The organism is Streptomyces sp. NBC_01723 (assembly GCF_036246005.1).
Lineage (GTDB): Bacteria > Actinomycetota > Actinomycetes > Streptomycetales > Streptomycetaceae > Streptomyces.
This window is the reverse complement of record NZ_CP109171.1, coordinates 7,896,897-7,915,274: the sequence shown is the minus strand read 5'-3', so window position 1 is coordinate 7,915,274 and position 18,378 is coordinate 7,896,897. Positions and strand designations below refer to the sequence as shown.

Below are 18,378 nucleotides of genomic sequence, written 5' to 3'. Positions count from 1 at the left end.
CACCAGTATGCGGAGGGGGACTGACAACGGGCCGGTTCAGCGGGCCCCGGGCACGTCCTCCGTGACGCCGTTCAACGGCGAGGACGGGTCGCTCCCGTAGGGGCGGGTGAAGGCTTCCATGCCGTGCCCCGACGGGTCGGTGAAGTACACGCCCCGGCCGCCGTCGTTGCGGTTGATCCGGCGCGGGTGCCGGCCGGGCGGGTCGGCCTGGATGGGAACCCCGTCCGCCACGAGCCGGGCGAGGATCGCGTCGAACTCGTCCTCGGAGACGAGGAACGCGTAGTGCTGCACGGGGATGTCGATGTCGACGGTGGCGAAATCGAGGGTGACGCCGTTGGCGGTCGTCACGGGCAGGAACATTCCGGCCGGTTCGCCGACCTCCAGACCCAGGATTCCGGCGAGGAAGTACGCGGACCGCTCCCGGTCGCGGGAGAGGACGATGGTGTGGTTGAACTGGACTGACACGGGCCAATGCCTCCACGGGCATCCGCGGCGCCTCCATGCCTCACCCGGACGGTGACCGACACGCGATGCCGCGCGGTGGATCTTATAGCCCTGATCCGCCCCCGGGACACCCCTCACGTGTCCCCCATCCGTCCCCCGGTCGCCCCGGACTTGTCCCTGACTTGTCCCTGAGATGTGTCAGGAATCTTTGACAGGTCTCCGCGCCCCCTGTCAGCCTTCACTGACAGGTACGACGGAAAGGGGCCGCGATGCCCGAGGTCCCACCTCCGGCACCGACCGGCGACGAACTGCTCAAGGTGCTCTCCGCCCTCGGCAACCCGCACCGCATGCGGATCGTCGCGGCGCTCCTGGAGAGCCGGAACTACGTCAGCGCGCTGGCCCGGCTGATCGGCATGGGCCGCCCGCTGCTGCACATGCACCTGCAACGGCTGGAAGCGGCGGGGCTGGTCGTCGGCACGCTGGAGGTCGGAGAGGACGGCAAGTCGATGAAGTACTACGACGTCACCCCGTTCCTCTACGAACTGACCCCGCATGTCGTCGCGCAGGCGGCCGCGACGCTCACCGAGACCACCGACCCCGGCCGCACCGCCGGCCGGACCGCGAAAGAGGAAGCGAAGTGAACGAGGACGTGGTGACTCTCGCCGCAGGAGCCGAGGAACTGGGGGTCCTGGTCGGTGCCGTGGGCGCGGCCGGGTTCTTCGGTCTGATGATCGTGATCGTCTGGCAGGTCGCGGCCACCTGGCGGGCCCGGATGCTGGCGGCGCGCGAGGAGCAGTACAAGGAGCTCGCCGCGAGGTACGCGCGGCTCCTGGAGGACACCGTGGAGCTGCAGCGCCGCACGGCGGAGGAGCAGCGGCAGACCCTGGACGAGCTGACGCAGACCCGGCTCGCGGTCGGCTCGATGGAGAAGATGATGCGCGAGATCGAGTAGCCGCCGCAGACGTACGGCCGGGAGCGGCAACTCCCGGCCGTACCACGGCGGAACACCCCGGACATCGTCCGATGTCACACCCGAGACACACATCCGTCCCGTACACCGCGGCAGGTCGACACACCTTCAGCGCCGCGGTGCGGGTCCCGTGCGCCCCGCGCCGGTCACCGACCGGCGGGCGCGTTCCCCATGAAGGAGATTACTCATGCGTGCGCTGTTGCGGCGTGTCGCCCGTGCGCCCGGTGGGCGGCGCGGCAAGTGGTTCGTCCTGGCGGCCTGGCTGATCGTGGCCGTCGCCCTGGGGCCGCTGGCCGGCCGTCTGGGCGATGTCGAGGACTCCAGCGCCAACGCCTTCCTGCCGCACGGCGCGGAGTCCGCGCGGGTCAACACGGAGCTGGAGCGGTTCCGTACGGACACGCTGATGCCCGCGGTGGTCGTCCACACCGGTACGGGCGCGCAGGCGCAGGCGGCCGCCGACCGTCCGGTGCTCGCCCGGTACGCGGCCGAGGGCGAGGAGGTGTCGCCGCCCGTCCCGTCGGAGGACGGAGACGCACTGATGACGGTGGTGCCGCTGGACGGCGAGGACGACATCACCGCGAAGATCGACGAACTGCGCGACCAGGTGGGCGCCAACGCGCCGCCCGGCGTGGACGTCGTCGTGGGCGGCCCCGCCGGCTCGCTCACCGACCAGGTCGCCGTCTTCGACAGCCTGGACTCCACCCTGATGATCGCCACCGGGCTGGTCGTGGCGGTGCTACTGCTGATCACGTACCGCAGCCCCGTGCTCTGGCTGCTGCCCCTGCTCTCCGTCGGTTTCGCGGCGGTGCTCACCCAGGTCTGCACCTACCTGCTGGCCCGGTACGCCGGACTGCCGGTGGACCCGCAGAGCGCGGGCGTGCTGATGGTGCTGGTCTTCGGCGTCGGCACCGACTACGCGCTGCTGCTCATCGCCCGCTACCGCGAGGAGTTGCACCGCCACGCCGACCGGCACGAGGCGATGCGGATCGCGTTGGTCCGTTCGGGTCCGGCGGTTCTGGCCTCGGCCGGCACCATCGCGGCGGGCCTCGCCTGCCTGGGCTTCGCGGACATCAACTCCTCCCGGTCGCTGGGCCTGGTGGGCGCCGTGGGCGTGGTGTGCGCCTTCCTCGCGATGGTCACCGTCCTGCCCGCCCTGCTCGTGCTCACCGGCCGCTGGGTGTTCTGGCCCTTCGTGCCGCGGGAGGGCACGCCCGCCCGCCCGTCGCGCACCGTGTGGTCCCGCGTCGGGGCCGCGGTGGCCCTGCGTCCCCGCTGGTCGTGGCTGATGTCGGTGGCCGTCACCGGGGCCCTCGCACTCAGCGTGGCCGGCATCTCGATGGGGCTGACCCAGGCGGAGATGTTCCAGGACGAGCCGGAGTCCGTCGCCGCCCAGGAGCGGATCTCGGCGCACTACCCGTCCGGTGCCTCCGACCCGGCGAAGATCGTCACGGCCACCGGGCAGGCAGACGCGGTGCGGCGGGCCGCGGCGGACGTCGAGGGCGTGGCCCGCGTGGAGCCGGGCGGCGACCGCAGCCCGGACGGCACGCTCACGCTGCTCTCCGTCGTCCTGGCGGACACCCCGGACAGCGAGCGCGCCGAGGACACCGTCGACGCCCTCCGGGACGCCGTGCACGGGGTCGCGGGGGCCGACGCCCTGGTCGGCGGCACCACCGCGCAGAACCTGGACACCCAGCGGGCCGCCGGCCGCGACCTGACGACGGTCGTCCCGATCGTGCTCCTCGTCGTGCTGGCCGTCCTGGTGTGGCTGCTGCGCGCCCTGGTCGCGCCGGTGCTGCTGCTGGCCACCGTGGTGCTGTCGTACCTGGCGGCGCTGGGCGCCTCGAACCTGCTCTTCGAGCACCTGCTGGGCTTCGCGGGCGTCGACTGGTCGATACCGCTGATGGGCTTCGTGTTCCTGGTCGCCCTGGGCATCGACTACAACATCTTCCTGATGCACCGGGTGCGGGAGGAGACAGCCCGGCTCGGGCACACCCGCGGCGTGCTGGAGGGCCTGACCAGCACCGGGGGTGTCATCACCTCGGCCGGTGTCGTCCTCGCCGCGACCTTCGCGGTGTTCGCGGGGCTGCCGCTGGTGACGATGGCGCAGATGGGCGTGCTGGTCGGGATCGGGGTCCTGCTGGACACGTTCCTGGTCCGTACGGTCCTGGTGCCCGCGCTCGCCCTGGACCTGGGCCGCTGGTTCTGGTGGCCGGGAAGGCTTTTCCACCGCGGAACCGGGGACGAAGTGCCGTACGCCGGAGCGGAGTCGCCGCCCGCGCCCGAGCGGGTCTGAGCGGCGTACGCGAGCGGATGCGACGGGTGCGGGAGAGTGCACGCCCGCGCCCGTCGCGTGCCGCACCGGTCAGCCGGACGCCTGGTCGCTGTCCTTCAGCGAGCCCCAGCCGTGCCAGCGCTCCACCTCGATCCAGGCGCTGACCCGGGGGCGCTCCCGGTTCGGGTACGGCTTGCCGGTGTACTGCGTGGAGAGCCGGTCGATGCCCGTGAGGTCCTCGTCGTCGCGCATCTCGGTGACGCGGCCGATGAGGGTGACGTGCGTGTACCAGTCGTCGTCCGCGAGGACGGTGAGGGTGACGCGCGGGTCTCGGCGCAGGTGGCCCAGGCGGACGCGCCCGGCGTCGAGGTTGACCAGCACGCGGCCGTCGTCCTCCCACAGGTACCAGGTGGCCGTGGAGACGGGCGCGCCGTCCGAACGGAGGGTCGCCATGACGGCCGGGTTGGGACGGCGCAGCAGTGCGACGGCCTCGGGCGGCAGCGGTGGCTTGGACATGCGGACTCCTTCTCGTCCTCGTGTACGCCGAGATCGGCTCGGCGTCGCGGTCTCGGGTTCCCCGGTACCCCGGGCACTCAGGGGGACGACTTCTCCTCGAAACTGGCGAAGTACGCCGCCGCCATGTCCTCGTCGCCGTGCCCCTGCGCGGCGGCGCGTGCCAGGCGTTCCGCGCCGGCTGCGGCGAGGTCCAGGCGGACGCCGTTGGCCTCACCGGCCTCGACGATGAGCCGGGCGTCCTTCTCGGCGGTGCCGACCGCGAACTGGGCGGGTGTCAGCGCGCCGTCGCGGATCAGGCCCGCCTTGGCACGCAGATAGCCCATGTCGAGGGGCCCGCCGGCGATGGCGTCGAGGAAGGCGTCCGGGTCCACGCCCAGGGCCTTGGCGAGCGAAAGGCTCTCGCCCGCCGCGTTGTTGACGGCGAGCACCCAGCTGTTGGCCACCAGTTTCAGCCGGGTCGCGGTGCCGGCCGCGCCGTCCTCACCCGTCCACACGGTGCGGGAGCCGACGGCGTCGAACACCGGCCCCACCCTGTCCCGGGAAGCGGCCGGACCCGCGGCCAGCACCAGCAGCTGACCGGCCTCCGCGGGCTGCCGGGTGCCCAGAACGGGCGCGTCGACGAAGAGGAGGCCGTGCTCGTGGGCGAAGGCGGCCAGGTCGGCGACCGCGTCGACGCCGGCGGTGGTGGACTGCGCCCACACCGTGCCGGGCCGCAGACCGGGTACGGCGCGCCCCATGACGTCGAGCGCGGCCGGGCCGTCGTACAGCATGGTGAGGACGACGTCCGCGCCCCGTACGGCCTCCTCGGGGTCGGCGGCGACGTACGCGCCGTCGGCGGCCAGCGGCTCGGCCTTGTCCCGGCTGCGGTTCCAGACGCGGACGGTGTGTCCGGCGCGGGCGAGATTGCGGGCCATCGCGGCACCCATGATGCCGGTGCCCAGGACGGTCACGGTGAGCTGGTCGGTCATGACGTCGCTTTCTGACTCGTGCGGTCGCGGCCACGCCCCCGGGCGGCGGAAGCGGGGGCCCGGTGATCAGCCTGCCACCCGATCACGAACGGCGCCGACCCGAGGCGGGCGAGCCGGGGGACCACCCTCGGGCGCCCGAAGGGCGGCGACCGGGGGCCGGGGGCACGGCGTCCGCGGGACACGGCGGCCGGATGGGGGCCGACAGGCCACGGCGGGCAGCCGGGACACGACGAGCGGCCGGCGAGCTGAGGCCGGCAGTCAGCGGCTCCACGGGCGGCCGGGGCGCCGGGACGGCCCGTCGCGGGTCCCCTCACGGGCCTTCGGCGGCGTCCCGTACGGTACGGCCCGTGAGCGCCTCTACCGACGACATCGACAGCGACGGTGACACCGTCCCCGGCCGTTACGGTCCCTCCGCGACCACGGAGGCGGACCCCGGGAGGGTGGGCCGGGTCCGTACCGAGTACTCCCCCGCGCACGACGGCGATCCCGATCCCGGCGAGATCGTCTGGACGTGGGTGCCTTATGAGGAGAACGACGGCAGGGGCAAGGACCGCCCCGTCCTCGTCGTCGCCCGCGAGGCGGCCGGCACCGTGCTGGCGGTGCAGTTGTCCAGCAAGCGGCACGAGGGGGACCGGGAGTGGGTGCGGATCGGGAGCGGGCCGTGGGACCGCTCCGGACGGGACTCGTGGGTCGACGTGGACCGGGTGCTGAGGCTGCACGACGCGGGCATGCGCCGCGAGGCGTGCGCCCTGGACCGGATGCGGTTCAATCTCGTACGGCAGCGGCTCCGGGAGCGCTACGGCTGGAGCTGAGGCGCCCCCGGCCGCCGGTCACCCGCCCTCGGGAAAGGCGCGCGCGAACGCCTCCCGGACCGTGCCGCCCGGCGTGCGGTCCAGGATGCCGAACGTCACCCGTTCGAACGCGGTGGCGAAGCGTGCGCCGGGCCCGAGCAGCGTCCGGAACGCGCCGGCCACCTGGGCCGGGTCGTTGCGGAACACCCCGCAGCCCCAGGCGCCGAGCACCAGCCGCCGGTACCCGTGGGCCACGGCCGTCTCCAGCACCCGCTCGGCGCGCACGGACAGGGCGGCCGGCAGTTCGGCGGCGCGTTCCGGGGCCGTGCGCAGCACGACGCCCGCGTTCGGCGCGGCGGAGGTCAGGAATCCGGCCCTGTACGGCTCGTCGAGCAGGCGGCCGCGGTCGTCCCGGAAGACGGGCACGCCCGGGGAGTGGATGACGCGGTCCGTGTAGAACGGGTCGCGGTGGGCGCGGTGGTGGTCGTAGAACTCGCGCGCCCGCAGCAGGCAGGTGTACAGCGCGGAGCCCCGGCACAGGGCCTCCTCCTGCGCCTGGGCGCCGTTCAGGTAGCCGCCGCCGGGATTGCGGGCGGAGGCGAAGTTGAGCACGGCGACCTCGCCGCCGAGCCGCCGGGCGGCCTCCAGGCTGCTCTCGCCGGTGACTTCGAGGACGGTCCGCACCGGGGTGGGAACGCCTGAGATCACGGGCTCCGGCCCGTACATCCGCGTGCCCTCGCGGGCCCGTTCGACCGCCGCGCCGACCGGCACCTCGCGGCCGTCGGCCGTGCGGTAGCTCCCGGCCGCCACGATCTGCTCGGTCTGCTGGGCGAGACCCCGCAGGCGCGCGCTCACGGCGCCACCCCCGTGGACGCCCTGACCACGCGCCGCGTGGTCTCCCCCGTCGTGCTCATGCGGGAATCCTGGGTGATGCTGGTGGTGCGTCGCAACGGAGTTTTGCTGTCGGCAGACGCCGGGGAAAGTCCCCGGAAACAACCGGGTCGCGGACATTACCGATCCGGAACGTCCCGAAATGCATCCTTGTGCGGACCGGCACGAGGGTCTTGGGTGGGACGAGTGTGCCGACCCGGCCCACCTGATCATGGGTCGGCGGCATGGTGGAATCTCAGGAGGATCCCGACATGTCCGATTCGGTTGGTGGCTGCATCCGGCCACGTACCGCCGTCAGTGAGGCCGAGGTCGAGGCGCTGGTCCACGGCATCTGCTTCAAGACCGGTCCGCCCAGGCTCCTCGGCGTCGAGGTGGAATGGCTGGTCCACGAGCTGCGCGCGCCGCGGCTCCCCGTATCACCCGAACGGCTCCAGGCGGTGTACACCGCGCTGCGGGCCGTGCCCCTGAGGTCGGCGCTGACCGTCGAACCAGGTGGCCAGCTGGAGCTGAGTTCGCTCCCCGCGGCCTCCCTGATGGAGTGCGTCCGTACCGTCTCCGCCGACCTGGACGCCGTGCGCGCGGTCCTGCGCGAGGACGGCCTCGCCCTCGTCGGCCTCGGCCACGATCCCTGGCACGCGCCCCGCCGTTTCCTGCGGCAGCCGCGCTACGACGCGATGGAGACCTGTCTCGACCGTACCGGCCCCGCCGGGCGGTTCATGATGTGCACCTCCGCGTCCGTGCAGGTCTGCGTGGACGCCGGGCAGGAGGAACCCGGCCCGCTGGGGTACGTACGCCGCTGGTGGCTGGCCCACCAGCTGGGCGCGGTCCTGGTGGCCGCGTTCGCCAACTCCCCGCTGGCCGGCGACCGGCCCACCGGCTGGCGGTCCACCCGGCAGCTGCGATGGGCCCAGATCGGCGCCGCCCGGGCCGGCGGCCCTCCGCTCGACTCCGACCCGCGCGGCGCCTGGACCCGGCACGTCCTGGACGCGCCGGTGATGTGCGTGCGCAACGACGGCGGGCCCTGGGACGTTCCGGAGGGCATGACCTTCCGGGAGTGGACCCGGAACCGGGCGCCGAGGCCGCCGACCCGGGAGGACCTCGACTACCACCTGACCACGCTGTTCCCGCCGGTCAGGCCGCGAGGCCACCTGGAGCTGCGCATGATCGACGCGCAGCCGGGGGACGACGGCTGGATCGTGCCGCTGGCCGTGACGGCGGCGCTGTTCGACGATCCGGAGGCCACCGAGACCGCCTACCGGGCCGTCAAGCCGCTGGCCGAGCGCACCCTCGGCCTGCCCGGCCCGCACAACCCGCTGTACGAGAACGCCGCGCGTGACGCCCTCACCGATCCGGAGCTGCGGGAGGCGGCCGTCACCTGCTTCACGGCCGCGCTCGACGCGCTGCCCCGGCTCGGCGCCACGACCGGGGTCACGGACGCCGTCGCCGGGTACCTGGAGCGTTACGTCCGCAGGGGCCGCTGCCCCGCCGACGATCTGCTGGACCCGCCGGACGGCGCGAGCCGTGGCCCGCACGGGAGGGAGACCCGCTCATGACCGATCCCGCCATGGACACCGCCACCGACACCCCCACCGCCGCCGACCCCGGCGACGGGGACGCGCTGCGCGAGCGGGCCCTGTCCGCGCTGGTCCGCGCCCGCGCCCGCACCACCCTGCTGACCAGCTGCGTGGAGGGCCCCGACCTCACCGGCCAGGTGTCGCCGCTGATGTCCCCGCTGGTCTGGGACCTGGCGCACATCGGCAACCAGGAGGAGCAGTGGCTGCTGCGCGCCGTCGGCGGGCAGGAGGCGATACGGCCCGAGATCGACAGCCTGTACGACGCCTTCGAGCATCCGCGCGCCGAACGGCCCCGGCTGCCGCTGCTGTCGCCCGCCGAGGCCCGCGGGTACGCCGCCGATGTGCGCGGACGGGCGCTGGACGTGCTGGAGGGGACCGAGTTCCACGGGACCCGGCTCACCGAGGCGGGGTTCGCCTTCGGGATGATCGCCCAGCACGAGCAGCAGCACGACGAGACGATGCTGATCACCCACCAGCTCCGCAAGGGCCCGCGGGCGCTGACCGCCCCGGACCCGGACCCGGCGGGGCTGTTCACCGGCCCGTCGGAGGTCCTGGTGCCCGGGGGCCCGTTCACCATGGGCACCTCGACCGAGCCGTGGGCGCTGGACAACGAACGCCCCGCGCACCGGCGGGAAGTGGCGCCGTTCTTCCTGGACACCACGCCGGTGACCAACGGCGCGTACCGGGCGTTCATCGACGACGGCGGCTACGACGACCCGCGCTGGTGGGCGCCGGAGGGCTGGGACCACATCCGCCGGCACTCCATCACCGCCCCGCTGTTCTGGCGCCGGGACGGCGGGCAGTGGCTGCGGCGCCGCTTCGGGGTCACCGAGGTGGTGCCGGCCGACGAGCCGGTGCTGCACGTGAGCTGGTACGAAGCCGACGCGTACGCCCGCTGGGCCGGCCGCCGGCTGCCCACCGAGGCCGAGTGGGAGAAGGCGGCCCGGCACGACCCGGCCGGCGACCGCACCGCCCGCTACCCGTGGGGCGACGCCGATCCGGGCCCGGAGCACGCCAATCTCGGCCAGCGCCATCTGCGCCCGGCGCCCGCGGGCAGCTACCCGGACGGTGAGTCGCCGCTCGGCGTCCGGCAGTTGATCGGCGACGTGTGGGAATGGACGTCGAGCGACTTCGCCCCGTACCCGGGCTTCCGGGCGTTCCCGTACAAGGAGTACTCGGAGGTGTTCTTCGGTCCCGAGTACAAGGTGCTGCGCGGTGGTTCGTTCGCCGTGGACGCGGTGGCCTGCCGGGGCACGTTCCGCAACTGGGACTATCCGATCCGGCGGCAGATCTTCTCCGGGTTCCGCACCGCGCGGTCGGCGGAGGTCGCCTGATGTGCCGGCACCTCGCGTACGTCGGCCCCGAGGAGCCGCTCGGCCGGCTTCTGGTGGCGCCGCCGCACGGCCTGTACCGCCAGTCGTGGGCGCCCCGGCACCAGCGGTACGGCACGGTCAACGCCGACGGGTTCGGCGTCGGCTGGTACGCCGCGGGCGACCCGGAGCCGGCCCGGTACCGGCGGGCCGGGCCGATCTGGGCGGACCAGTCCTTCGCCGACCTGGCCCGGGTGGTGCGCACCGGGACGCTGCTGGCCGCCGTTCGGGACGCCACGCTCGCGGGCGCCGACGCGGAGGCCGCGGCCGCGCCCTTCGCGGCGGACACCTGGCTGTTCAGCCACAACGGAGCCGTGACCGGCTGGCCGGGCTCGCTGGCGGGGGTGGCCGGGACACGGCCGGCCGAGGAGCTGCTGTCACTGGAGGCCCGCAACGACTCGGCGCTCGTGTGGGCGCTGGTGCTGGCCCGGCTGCGGGCCGGGGACGACGCGGGCCGGGCGCTGGCCGAGACGGTGCTGGAGGTCGCCGCGGCGGCACCCGGCTCCCGGCTCAACCTGCTGCTCACCGACGGCGCCGCGATCACGGCGACCACCTGGGGCGACACCCTCTGGTACCTGACCCGCCCCGGCGGCGGCACGGTCGTCGCCTCGGAGCCGTACGACGACGACCCGCACTGGCAGGAGGTTCCCGACCGCACGCTGCTCGTGGCGGGCCGCACGGAGGTGCAGCTCACCCCGCTGAAGGAACCGGGCGATCCCGCCCCCGCAGACGCTTTCGCCTCTCCCAAGGAGCCCCGCACGTGAGCCAGTTCCGACTGACCCGCACCCTGCCCGAGGACGCCACGGGTGCCGCCCTGCGCGCCGACGTCCTGGCGGGCCTGACGAGCACGCCCAAGTGGCTGCCGCCCAAGTGGTTCTACGACGCGCGGGGCAGCGAGCTGTTCGAGGAGATCACCGCGCTGCCCGAGTACTACCCGACCCGGGCCGAGCGGGAGATCCTCGTCGACCGGGCCGGCGAGATCGCCGCGGCGACCGGCGCCCGGACTCTGGTGGAGCTGGGTTCCGGCTCCTCGGAGAAGACCCGGTTCCTGCTCGACGCGCTGACCGGCCTGCGCGGCTACGTGCCGGTCGACGTCAGCGAGAGCGCCCTCACCCAGGCCGGGGAGGCGATCGTCGCCGAGCGGCCGGACCTCCGGGTGCACGCGCTGATCGCCGACTTCACCGGCGGGCTGACGCTTCCCGACACGCCGGGGCCCCGGCTGGTGGCGTTCCTCGGCGGCACGATCGGCAACCTGCTGCCGGAGGAACGTGCCGCGTTCCTGTCCGCCGTACACGCCCTGCTCTCTCCCGGGGACGCCCTGCTGCTGGGCACCGACCTGGTCAAGGACGAGGGGGTGCTGGTCCGGGCGTACGACGACGCGGCCGGGGTGACCGCCGAGTTCAACAAGAACGTGCTCTTTGTGATCAACCGGGAGCTGGACGCCGACTTCGCTCCCACCGCCTTCGAGCACGTGGCGCGGTGGAACGCCGAGCGGGAGTGGATCGAGATGCGGCTGCGTTCGCGCGCCGCGCAGACGGTCAAGGTCCAGGCGCTCGACCTGGCCGTGGACTTCGCGGACGGGGAGGAGTTGCGTACCGAGGTGTCCGCGAAGTTCCGGCGGGAGGGCGTGCGGGCCGAACTCGCCGCGGCCGGGCTGGATCTGACCCACTGGTGGACCGACGGCGAGGACCGGTTCGCGCTGTCGCTGAGCGTGGTGCGCTGAACCCGCGCGGGCTCAGCGGGCGTTGACGTCCAGCAGTTCGGTGATGCGGTCGGAGGCCCGGCGGGCCTCCGACTTCGCGTCGGACCCCGAGAGCACCTTGGTCATGTAGCCCTTGATCGGGTTGTCCGCCTCCACGGCGCCCCAGCGCGGCGTGCCGGGGGTGGCCCGGCCCTGGGCCGCGCCGGCCGCCATCGCCTCGGCACCCTCCTCACCGGCGACGGCCTTGGCGAGGGACGCCTTGTTGGGGACGTAGTTCATGGTGCGGGCCAGGTCAGTGTTCCACTTGGCGCCGGCCAGCGCGTCGACCACGGCGAGGGCGCCCTCGTGTTCGTCGGCGTTCTTCGGGACGACGAGGTCGGAGCCGCCGGTGAAGACGGCGCCGGGCTCGTCGGCCGTCTTGCCGGGCACCGGGAAGAAGCCCAGCTTGCCCTTGAGTTCGGGGTTCGCGCGGACGATGGACTGGGCGAGGCCCGGAACCGCGACGATCTGCGCGACCTGCCCCTTGGCGAACACGTCGCCCTGCGGGGGGTGTTCCTCGTCGGCGTCGACCGGCCCGTCGCCGAGGGCCTGCAGTTCCCGGTAGAAGTCCATGCCGCGCAGGGCGGCCGCGGAGTCCAGGTCGCCCGTCCACGTGCCGCCGTTTCCGGCCTGGGTGGCCAGCTCGCCGCCCTCGTCCCAGATGAAGCCGGAGAGCGTGTACCAGTCCTGTCCGGCGAGGTAGATGCCCTGGCGGCCGTCGGCGTCGAGCTTCTCGGTGGCGGTGATCCACTCCTCGCGGCTGCGGGGCGGCTCGGCGACGCCGGCCTGCTCGAAGAGGTCCTTGCGGTAGATGACGACGCGGTTGGCGGCGTACCAGGGGATGCCGAACTGCTGGGACATGTACTGCCCGGGTTCGGCGAGGCCCGGCAGCCAGTCGCGGATGCCCCAGTCGCGCATCGACTCGAGGGTCAGGTCCTGGAGCCGGCCGCCCTCCGCGTACTGCGGCACCTGGGTGTTGCCGACCTCGATGACGTCCGGCCCGTCCGTGCCGTCGCCCTTCAGCGCGGTCTGCACCTTGTCGCCGATGCCGGTCCACTCCTGGATGCGGATGTCGAGGTCGAGTTCGGGGTTGTCCTTCTCGAAGTCCTCGGTGAACCGCCGCAGGAAGTCCTGCGAGGCGCTGTCCTTCATCAGCCACACGGTGACGGTGCGCCGCTCGCTCCCGCCGTCCTGCGAGATCAGCCCGCAGCCGCTGAGCAGGGAGGCGGACACACAGACAAGGGCGAGGGGGCGTCGTCTCACGAGGGGTCCTTCTGTCTGACGGACAGGGGGCGGAGGCGGACAGGGGTGTCCTGCGCACGCGAAGGGAGACCCGACATGGGGGGCGAGCCCGAGGCTCGAACGGGTGTCTGGAATTTTGGTATGTACCAATAGGAGGGGTCAAGGGGGTGACGCAGGGTTACCCACCCGGGAGGGCGACACCTCGCGCTCCGCCATGACTTGGGGCACGGTGGAGTGACGCATGACACACCGCCGCCCCCGCGGAAGGGAGCACCCGCATGTCGAACCACACCTACCGGGTCACCGAGATCGTCGGCACCTCGCCGGACGGCGTCGACCAGGCCGTCCGCAACGGCGTCAGGCGCGCCCAGCGGACGCTGCGCAACCTGGACTGGTTCGAGGTGACCCAGGTGCGCGGCCAGATCGAGGACGGCGAGGTCGCGCACTGGCAGGTCGGCCTCAAGGTCGGTTTCCGCCTGGAGGAGTCGGACTGAGCGCTCGGCGCCTCACCGGACGTCAGGTGCGCCCCTCGCGCTCCTGCGCCACCCGCAGCGCGGCCGAACGCTCCGCCCAGCGCGCCCGGACGACGGCGAAACCGGCCCGCTCGGCGTCGTCGCAGACCAGCTCGTCGTCGTCGACGAGGACCCGGACCTCGCGGGTGCGGGCGAGCCGCCGCAGGATCTCCAGCTTGGTGCGCCGGGCGGGCCGCCGGTCGGCGTTGCCCCGCATGTGCACGGGCCCCTCGGGCAGGCCGTGCGCGGCCAGCCAGTCGAGCGTGTCGCGGCGGCAGCGCTCGGGCCGCCCGGTCAGATAGACGATCTCGCACTCCTCGGCGCGCTCCCGCACGAGCGCGACGCCCTCCGCGAGCGGCGGATCGTGCGGGGCGGCGGCGAAGAACGCGTCCCAGTCGCGCGGCCGGCGCTCCAGGAAGCGCTGCCGGTGCGCGGTGTCCGCGAGGGTGTTGTCCAGGTCGAACACGGCCACCGGGGGCCTGCTGCTGTCGGTCACCCGACCACACTAGAACGCGGCACCGGGAATCTGTGCGGGCCCCGGACGTTGAACCGGATGTGACCTCGACGATCGCCACCACGCGCTTCTCCGTCCTCGACCGCTCCCGCATCCGGGCCGGCCGGACCGCGGCGGAGGCGCTGCGGGACACCGTGGAGCTGGCGCGGGAGGCGGAGCGGCTCGGTTACCACCGGTTCTGGGTGTCGGAGCACCACGGCGTGCCCGGAGTGGCGGGCTCGGCGCCGACCGTGCTCGCGGCGGCGGTGGCCGGCGCCACGAGCCGCGTACGCGTGGGCACCGGGGGCGTGATGCTGCCCAATCACCGGCCCCTGGTGGTGGCCGAGCAGTTCGGCGTGCTGGAGTCGCTCTTCCCCGGCCGGATCGACATGGGGCTGGGCCGCTCGGTGGGCTTCACCGACGGGGTCCGCCGGGCGCTGGGCCGCGACAAGGACGACGCCGACGACTTCGCGGGGCAACTGGCCGAGCTGCTGGGATGGTTCCGCGGCACCTCCCCGACCGGCGCGCACGCCCGCCCCGCCGAGGGGCTGACCGTTCCGCCCTTCGTCCTGGCGATGGGCGAGGGCGCGGCCGTGGCGGCCCGCGCGGGCCTGCCGATGGTCATCGGCGACCTGCGCGACCGCGACCGCATGCGCCGGGGCATCGACCGCTACCGCGCCGGGTTCCGCCCCTCCGAGTGGAGCCCGGAGCCGTACGTCGTCGTGTCCGGCACCGTCGCCGTGGCCGGCACCCCCGAGGCGGCCCGGCGGCTCCTGGTACCGGAGGCCTGGTCCATGGCCCACGCACGCACCCGCGGCACCTTCCCGCCGCTGCCCCCGGCCGAGGAGGTCGAGGCGCGGACGATGACCGCCAAGGAACGCGACCTGTACGAGTCCGGGCTCGCCGGGCACGTCGCCGGCACCGAGGAGCAGGTCGCCGACGCGCTGGAGACACTGGTGAAGGAGACCGGCGCCCAGGAGGTGCTGGTGACCACCAGCACGTACGACCGCGGGGCGCTGCTGGACTCCTACCGGCGGCTCGCCCGCGTCGTCGGCGCGGGGACGTCCGCCGCTCCGGCGTAGAATCGCGGGGTTTGTCCCCCGCATTCCCCGCCGTGGCCGAAGACCGCCGTGACCGAAGACCGTACGGAGTTCCCCGCGATGCACAGCCCCCACGACCCGTACGTCCGGGTGCGCGACGCCCGCGAGCACAACCTGAAGGGCGTGGACGTGGACGTCCCCCGGGACGTGGTCGCGGTCTTCACCGGTGTCTCCGGGTCCGGGAAGTCGTCGCTGGCCTTCGGGACGGTCTACGCGGAGGCGCAGCGGCGCTACTTCGAGTCGGTCGCGCCGTACGCCCGCCGGCTGATCCACCAGGTCGGAGCGCCGAAGGTGGGCGAGATCACCGGGCTGCCGCCCGCCGTGTCGCTCCAGCAGCGCCGCGCGGCTCCGACGTCCCGTTCCTCGGTGGGCACCGTCACGAACCTCTCCAACTCCCTGCGGATGCTCTTCTCACGCGCCGGCGACTATCCGCCGGGCGTCGAGCGGATGGACTCCGACGCCTTCTCGCCGAACACGGCGGCCGGGGCCTGCCCCGAGTGCCACGGGCTCGGCCGGGTGCACCGCACGACCGAGGAACTGCTGGTCCCGGACCCGGCGCTGTCGATCCGGGACGGCGCGATCGCCGCGTGGCCGGGCGCCTGGCAGGGCAAGAACCTGCGGGACGTCCTCGACGCGCTCGGGTACGACGTGGACCGGCCCTGGCGCGAGCTGCCCCCCGCCGAGCGCGAGTGGATCCTGTTCACGGACGAGCAGCCCGTGGTCACGGTGCACCCGGTGCGCGACGCGGGACGCATCCAGCGGCCGTACCAGGGCACGTACATGAGCGCCCGGCGGTACGTGATGAAGACGTTCTCGGACTCCAGGAGCGCCACACTGCGGGCGAAGGCCGAGCGCTTCCTCACCAGTACGCCCTGTCCCGTCTGCGGCGGCGGGAGGCTGCGGGCCGAGTCGCTGGCGGTGACCGTCGGCGGCCGGACCATCGCCGAACTGGCCGCGCTGCCGCTCACGGAGCTGGCCGGGGTGCTGCCGACCGAGGGCGAGACGGCGAAGGTCCTCACCGGCGACCTGGTCTCCCGCATCACGCCCGTCGTCGAGCTGGGCCTCGGCTATCTGAGCCTGGACCGGCCGACGCCCACCCTGTCGGCGGGCGAGCTGCAGCGGCTGCGGCTGGCGACGCAGCTGCGCTCCGGGCTCTTCGGGGTGGTGTACGTCCTCGACGAGCCGTCGGCGGGGCTGCACCCGGCGGACACCGAGGCGCTGCTGACGGTGCTGGAGCGGCTGAAGGCGGCCGGCAACTCGGTGTTCGTGGTGGAGCACCACCTCGGCGTGATGCGCGGCGCCGACTGGATCGTGGACGTCGGCCCGCTGGCGGGCGAGCACGGCGGGCGGGTGCTGTACAGCGGCCCGGTCGCCGGACTGGCGGAGGTCACCGGGTCCGCGACCGCCCGTCATCTCTTCGACCGCTCCCCCGCCCCCGTACGCCGGGCGCGGGCCTCCCGGGGCACCTTGACGGTCGGTCCGGTCACCCGGCACAACCTGCGCGGGGTGACCGCGGACTTCCCGCTCGGTGTGCTCACCGCGGTGACCGGCGTCTCCGGCTCGGGCAAGTCGACGCTCGTCGGCGAGATCACCGAGGACCTGCCGGGGGTGGGGCGGCTGGTCTCCGTCGACCAGCGGCCGATCGGACGCACCCCGCGCTCCAACCTGGCCACGTACACGGGCCTGTTCGACGTCGTGCGCAAGGCGTTCGCCGCCACCGACCAGGCCCGGGAGCGCGGGTACGGCGTGGGCCGCTTCTCCTTCAACGTGCCGGGCGGGCGCTGCGAGACCTGCCAGGGCGAGGGGTTCGTCAGCGTCGAGCTGCTGTTCCTGCCGAGCACGTACGCGCCGTGCCCCGACTGCGGCGGGGCGCGCTACAACCCCGGGACACTCGAAGTGGCGTACCGGGGACGGAACATCGCCGAGGTCCTCGACCTCACGGTGGAGGACGCGGCGGAGTTCTTCGCGGACACTCCGCCGGTGGCGCGGAGCCTGGCCGCGCTGCTCGACGTCGGGCTCGGCTATCTGCGGCTCGGTCAGCCCGCCACCGAGCTGTCCGGCGGGGAGGCGCAGCGCATCAAGCTGGCGAGCGAACTCCAGCGGGGCCGCCGCAGCCACACCCTGTACCTCCTCGACGAGCCGACGACCGGCCTGCATCCAGCGGATGTCGAGGTGCTGATGCGCCAGTTGCACGGTCTCGTGGACGCCGGGCACACGGTGGTCGTCGTGGAGCACGACATGACCGTGGTGGCGGGCGCCGACCACGTGATCGACCTCGGGCCGGGCGGCGGTGACGCGGGCGGGCGGATCGTCGCCGCGGGGGCGCCCGGCGAGGTGGCGCGTGCCGACGGCAGTGCCACCGCGCCCTATCTGGACCGGGCCCTGGACGGCGGGACGCGCCGGTGAAGCCGGTTCACCGGCGCTCGTTCTCGCGGTGAGGGCGGGGGACGGTCACTCGCGGCCCCGGGGAATGTCGTCCTCGTCGATGGACTCGGTCTCGGCCTCGATCCGCTCCTTGCGGACCTGGCCGCGCACCGTCTCGTTCTCGGTGTGCTCCTCCATGGTCATGCGGACGCGCTCCACCGGGACCGCCTCGGTCTCCACGACGGGGCGTTCCGCGTGCAGCGTGACCTCGTGCTCTGCCTCGCTGATCTCCGGCCCGGACAGCGCGTCGCCACGGTTGGCGTCCGTGATCGGCTCGCGCACCACACGCACTTCCTCGTGCTTCAGGGGCACGGTCTGCTGCACCTCTTCGGTGACCACGTACTTGCGCAGCCTGGCGCGGCCCGTCTCACGTCGTTCGACGCCGACGTGCATCTGCTCCTCGGAACGGGTCATGGCCTCGTCCTCGCGCAGGCCCGTACGGTCGGGGGCGTCCCGGCGTCCGGCCATTCCGGCCGCGCTGCCCGTGCCCATGTCCGTTCCGGTGCCGATGCTCGTGTCGTGGCCCATGCCCGTGTCACGGCCCATGTCCGTGTCACGGCCCATGTCCGTGTCGCCGGTCCCACGGGTCGTGCCCGCCAGACCCGCGGCACCCGCCGCGCCGGCGGCTCCTGCCGTGCCCGCCGGTCCGGGACCGGCGGCCCAGCGGCCGTCGTCGGTCCGCTCGGCCTCGGACAGCACGCTGTCCCAGTTGATGCCGTAGTAGTCGTAGAGCCGGTGTTCCTCGGTCTCCGACAGATGGCCGCCCGCGTCGACGTCGACACTGGGCGCGCCCTTGACCTGGTCCTTGCCGTAGGGAACCTCTAGGTGGTCCTGCACCAGCGCGGCGTCGCGGATGGGCACGAAGGACTCGCTGGAGCCGAACATGCCCGTCTTGACGCTCACCCACTCGGGACGCCCGGTCATGTCGTCGAAGAAGACATGCTTGGCGTCGCCGATCTTGTTGCCGTCCCCGTCGTAGACCGGTTGGTCCAGGACGTTGGCGATCTCTTCACGGGTGATCATCTGCCATCACCCTCCTTTCGAGTGCCTGCCTTCCGGTTGTCCGCATC

At 73.4% G+C, this 18,378-nt stretch carries 17 protein-coding genes and 1 pseudogene; 11 read left to right on the top strand and 7 right to left on the bottom strand.

Annotated elements, in window-relative coordinates; translation table 11 throughout:
* Positions 1-36: 36 nt before the first annotated feature.
* Positions 37-465, bottom strand: coding sequence for a VOC family protein (locus tag OIE75_RS36690; protein ID WP_307016606.1), 429 nt, complete (start codon positions 463-465; stop codon positions 37-39).
* 248 nt (positions 466-713) lie between these two features.
* Between OIE75_RS36690 and OIE75_RS36685 the strand changes: the two genes are divergently transcribed.
* From OIE75_RS36685 to OIE75_RS36675, 3 genes are all read left to right on the top strand, one after another.
* Positions 714-1,085 carry an ArsR/SmtB family transcription factor gene (locus OIE75_RS36685; RefSeq protein WP_122615338.1) on the top strand — a complete coding sequence of 124 codons (372 nt, stop codon included), beginning with the start codon at positions 714-716 and terminating at the stop codon, positions 1,083-1,085.
* Positions 1,082-1,396, top strand: coding sequence for a hypothetical protein (locus OIE75_RS36680; RefSeq protein WP_307016605.1), 315 nt, complete (start codon positions 1,082-1,084; stop codon positions 1,394-1,396). The genes OIE75_RS36685 and OIE75_RS36680 overlap by 4 nt, the downstream gene beginning before the upstream one ends.
* A gap of 205 nt (positions 1,397-1,601) precedes the next feature.
* Complete coding sequence (locus OIE75_RS36675; protein WP_329473497.1) at positions 1,602-3,707, top strand: MMPL family transporter; 2,106 nt, start codon at positions 1,602-1,604, stop codon at positions 3,705-3,707.
* Between the two features lie 69 nt (positions 3,708-3,776).
* Here OIE75_RS36675 and OIE75_RS36670 read toward each other — a convergent pair whose 3' ends face one another.
* Both OIE75_RS36670 and OIE75_RS36665 read right to left on the bottom strand, forming a co-directional pair.
* On the bottom strand, positions 3,777-4,202 hold the full coding sequence (locus OIE75_RS36670) for a PPOX class F420-dependent oxidoreductase (protein ID WP_234955614.1): 426 nt from the start codon (positions 4,200-4,202) through the stop codon (positions 3,777-3,779).
* Between the two features lie 77 nt (positions 4,203-4,279).
* Positions 4,280-5,200, bottom strand: a pseudogene (locus OIE75_RS36665) (NAD(P)-dependent oxidoreductase); the annotation flags it as partial.
* 317 nt (positions 5,201-5,517) lie between these two features.
* On the opposite strand from OIE75_RS36665, the gene OIE75_RS36660 reads away from it, so the two are divergent.
* Positions 5,518-5,982 (top strand): type II toxin-antitoxin system PemK/MazF family toxin, encoded by a 465-nt coding sequence (locus OIE75_RS36660; RefSeq protein ID WP_307016603.1) that lies wholly within the window; start codon positions 5,518-5,520, stop codon positions 5,980-5,982.
* A gap of 18 nt (positions 5,983-6,000) precedes the next feature.
* Here the strand turns inward: OIE75_RS36660 and OIE75_RS36655 are convergent, their stop codons facing one another.
* A complete protein-coding gene (locus OIE75_RS36655) occupies positions 6,001-6,816 on the bottom strand; it encodes a TIGR02452 family protein (RefSeq protein ID WP_307016602.1) in 816 nt (271 codons plus the stop codon).
* A 287-nt stretch (positions 6,817-7,103) separates the two neighbouring features.
* Here OIE75_RS36655 and egtA point away from each other — a divergent pair, with 287 nt between their 5' ends.
* From egtA to egtD, 4 genes are read left to right on the top strand one after another with little or no spacing between them, the layout of a single operon-like run.
* Positions 7,104-8,405, top strand: coding sequence for an ergothioneine biosynthesis glutamate--cysteine ligase EgtA (egtA, locus tag OIE75_RS36650; protein WP_307016601.1), 1,302 nt, complete (start codon positions 7,104-7,106; stop codon positions 8,403-8,405).
* Complete coding sequence (gene egtB / locus OIE75_RS36645; protein ID WP_443078425.1) at positions 8,402-9,760, top strand: ergothioneine biosynthesis protein EgtB; 1,359 nt, start codon at positions 8,402-8,404, stop codon at positions 9,758-9,760. The genes egtA and egtB overlap by 4 nt, the downstream gene beginning before the upstream one ends.
* Positions 9,760-10,560, top strand: coding sequence for an ergothioneine biosynthesis protein EgtC (egtC, locus tag OIE75_RS36640; RefSeq protein ID WP_307016600.1), 801 nt, complete (start codon positions 9,760-9,762; stop codon positions 10,558-10,560). The genes egtB and egtC overlap by 1 nt, the downstream gene beginning before the upstream one ends.
* Positions 10,557-11,519, top strand: coding sequence for an L-histidine N(alpha)-methyltransferase (egtD, locus tag OIE75_RS36635; RefSeq protein ID WP_307016599.1), 963 nt, complete (start codon positions 10,557-10,559; stop codon positions 11,517-11,519). The genes egtC and egtD overlap by 4 nt, the downstream gene beginning before the upstream one ends.
* 12 nt (positions 11,520-11,531) lie before the next feature.
* On the opposite strand, the gene OIE75_RS36630 is transcribed toward egtD, so the two are convergent.
* Positions 11,532-12,800, bottom strand: coding sequence for an extracellular solute-binding protein (locus OIE75_RS36630; protein ID WP_307016597.1), 1,269 nt, complete (start codon positions 12,798-12,800; stop codon positions 11,532-11,534).
* A 257-nt stretch (positions 12,801-13,057) separates the two neighbouring features.
* On the opposite strand from OIE75_RS36630, the gene OIE75_RS36625 reads away from it, so the two are divergent.
* The gene (locus OIE75_RS36625) at positions 13,058-13,273 is read left to right on the top strand and encodes a dodecin (protein ID WP_122615348.1); all 216 of its coding nucleotides are present in this window, start codon (positions 13,058-13,060) and stop codon (positions 13,271-13,273) included.
* A gap of 22 nt (positions 13,274-13,295) precedes the next feature.
* On the opposite strand, the gene OIE75_RS36620 is transcribed toward OIE75_RS36625, so the two are convergent.
* Positions 13,296-13,787 carry a phosphatase domain-containing protein gene (locus OIE75_RS36620; protein WP_307016596.1) on the bottom strand — a complete coding sequence of 164 codons (492 nt, stop codon included), beginning with the start codon at positions 13,785-13,787 and terminating at the stop codon, positions 13,296-13,298.
* A gap of 59 nt (positions 13,788-13,846) precedes the next feature.
* On the opposite strand from OIE75_RS36620, the gene OIE75_RS36615 reads away from it, so the two are divergent.
* Together OIE75_RS36615 and OIE75_RS36610 are read left to right on the top strand one after the other, a co-directional pair.
* Positions 13,847-14,866 (top strand): LLM class flavin-dependent oxidoreductase, encoded by a 1,020-nt coding sequence (locus tag OIE75_RS36615; RefSeq protein WP_329473496.1) that lies wholly within the window; start codon positions 13,847-13,849, stop codon positions 14,864-14,866.
* A 78-nt stretch (positions 14,867-14,944) separates the two neighbouring features.
* Positions 14,945-17,290 carry an excinuclease ABC subunit UvrA gene (locus tag OIE75_RS36610; RefSeq protein WP_329474140.1) on the top strand — a complete coding sequence of 782 codons (2,346 nt, stop codon included), beginning with the start codon at positions 14,945-14,947 and terminating at the stop codon, positions 17,288-17,290.
* Between the two features lie 45 nt (positions 17,291-17,335).
* Here OIE75_RS36610 and OIE75_RS36605 read toward each other — a convergent pair whose 3' ends face one another.
* On the bottom strand, positions 17,336-18,331 hold the full coding sequence (locus tag OIE75_RS36605; RefSeq protein WP_329473495.1) for a PRC and DUF2382 domain-containing protein: 996 nt from the start codon (positions 18,329-18,331) through the stop codon (positions 17,336-17,338).
* Between the last annotated feature and the right edge of the window lie 47 nt (positions 18,332-18,378).

Coding starts and splice junctions, on each gene's coding strand:
- OIE75_RS36670 (WP_234955614.1), bottom strand. CDS start 4,202: ATGTCCAAGCCACCGCTGCCGCCCGAGGCCGTCGCACTGCTGCGCCGT.
- egtC (WP_307016600.1), top strand. CDS start 9,760: ATGTGCCGGCACCTCGCGTACGTCGGCCCCGAGGAGCCGCTCGGCCGG.
- OIE75_RS36605 (WP_329473495.1), bottom strand. CDS start 18,331: ATGATCACCCGTGAAGAGATCGCCAACGTCCTGGACCAACCGGTCTAC.
- OIE75_RS36610 (WP_329474140.1), top strand. CDS start 14,945: ATGCACAGCCCCCACGACCCGTACGTCCGGGTGCGCGACGCCCGCGAG.
- OIE75_RS36625 (WP_122615348.1), top strand. CDS start 13,058: ATGTCGAACCACACCTACCGGGTCACCGAGATCGTCGGCACCTCGCCG.
- OIE75_RS36685 (WP_122615338.1), top strand. CDS start 714: ATGCCCGAGGTCCCACCTCCGGCACCGACCGGCGACGAACTGCTCAAG.
- egtA (WP_307016601.1), top strand. CDS start 7,104: ATGTCCGATTCGGTTGGTGGCTGCATCCGGCCACGTACCGCCGTCAGT.
- egtB (WP_443078425.1), top strand. CDS start 8,402: ATGACCGATCCCGCCATGGACACCGCCACCGACACCCCCACCGCCGCC.
- OIE75_RS36675 (WP_329473497.1), top strand. CDS start 1,602: ATGCGTGCGCTGTTGCGGCGTGTCGCCCGTGCGCCCGGTGGGCGGCGC.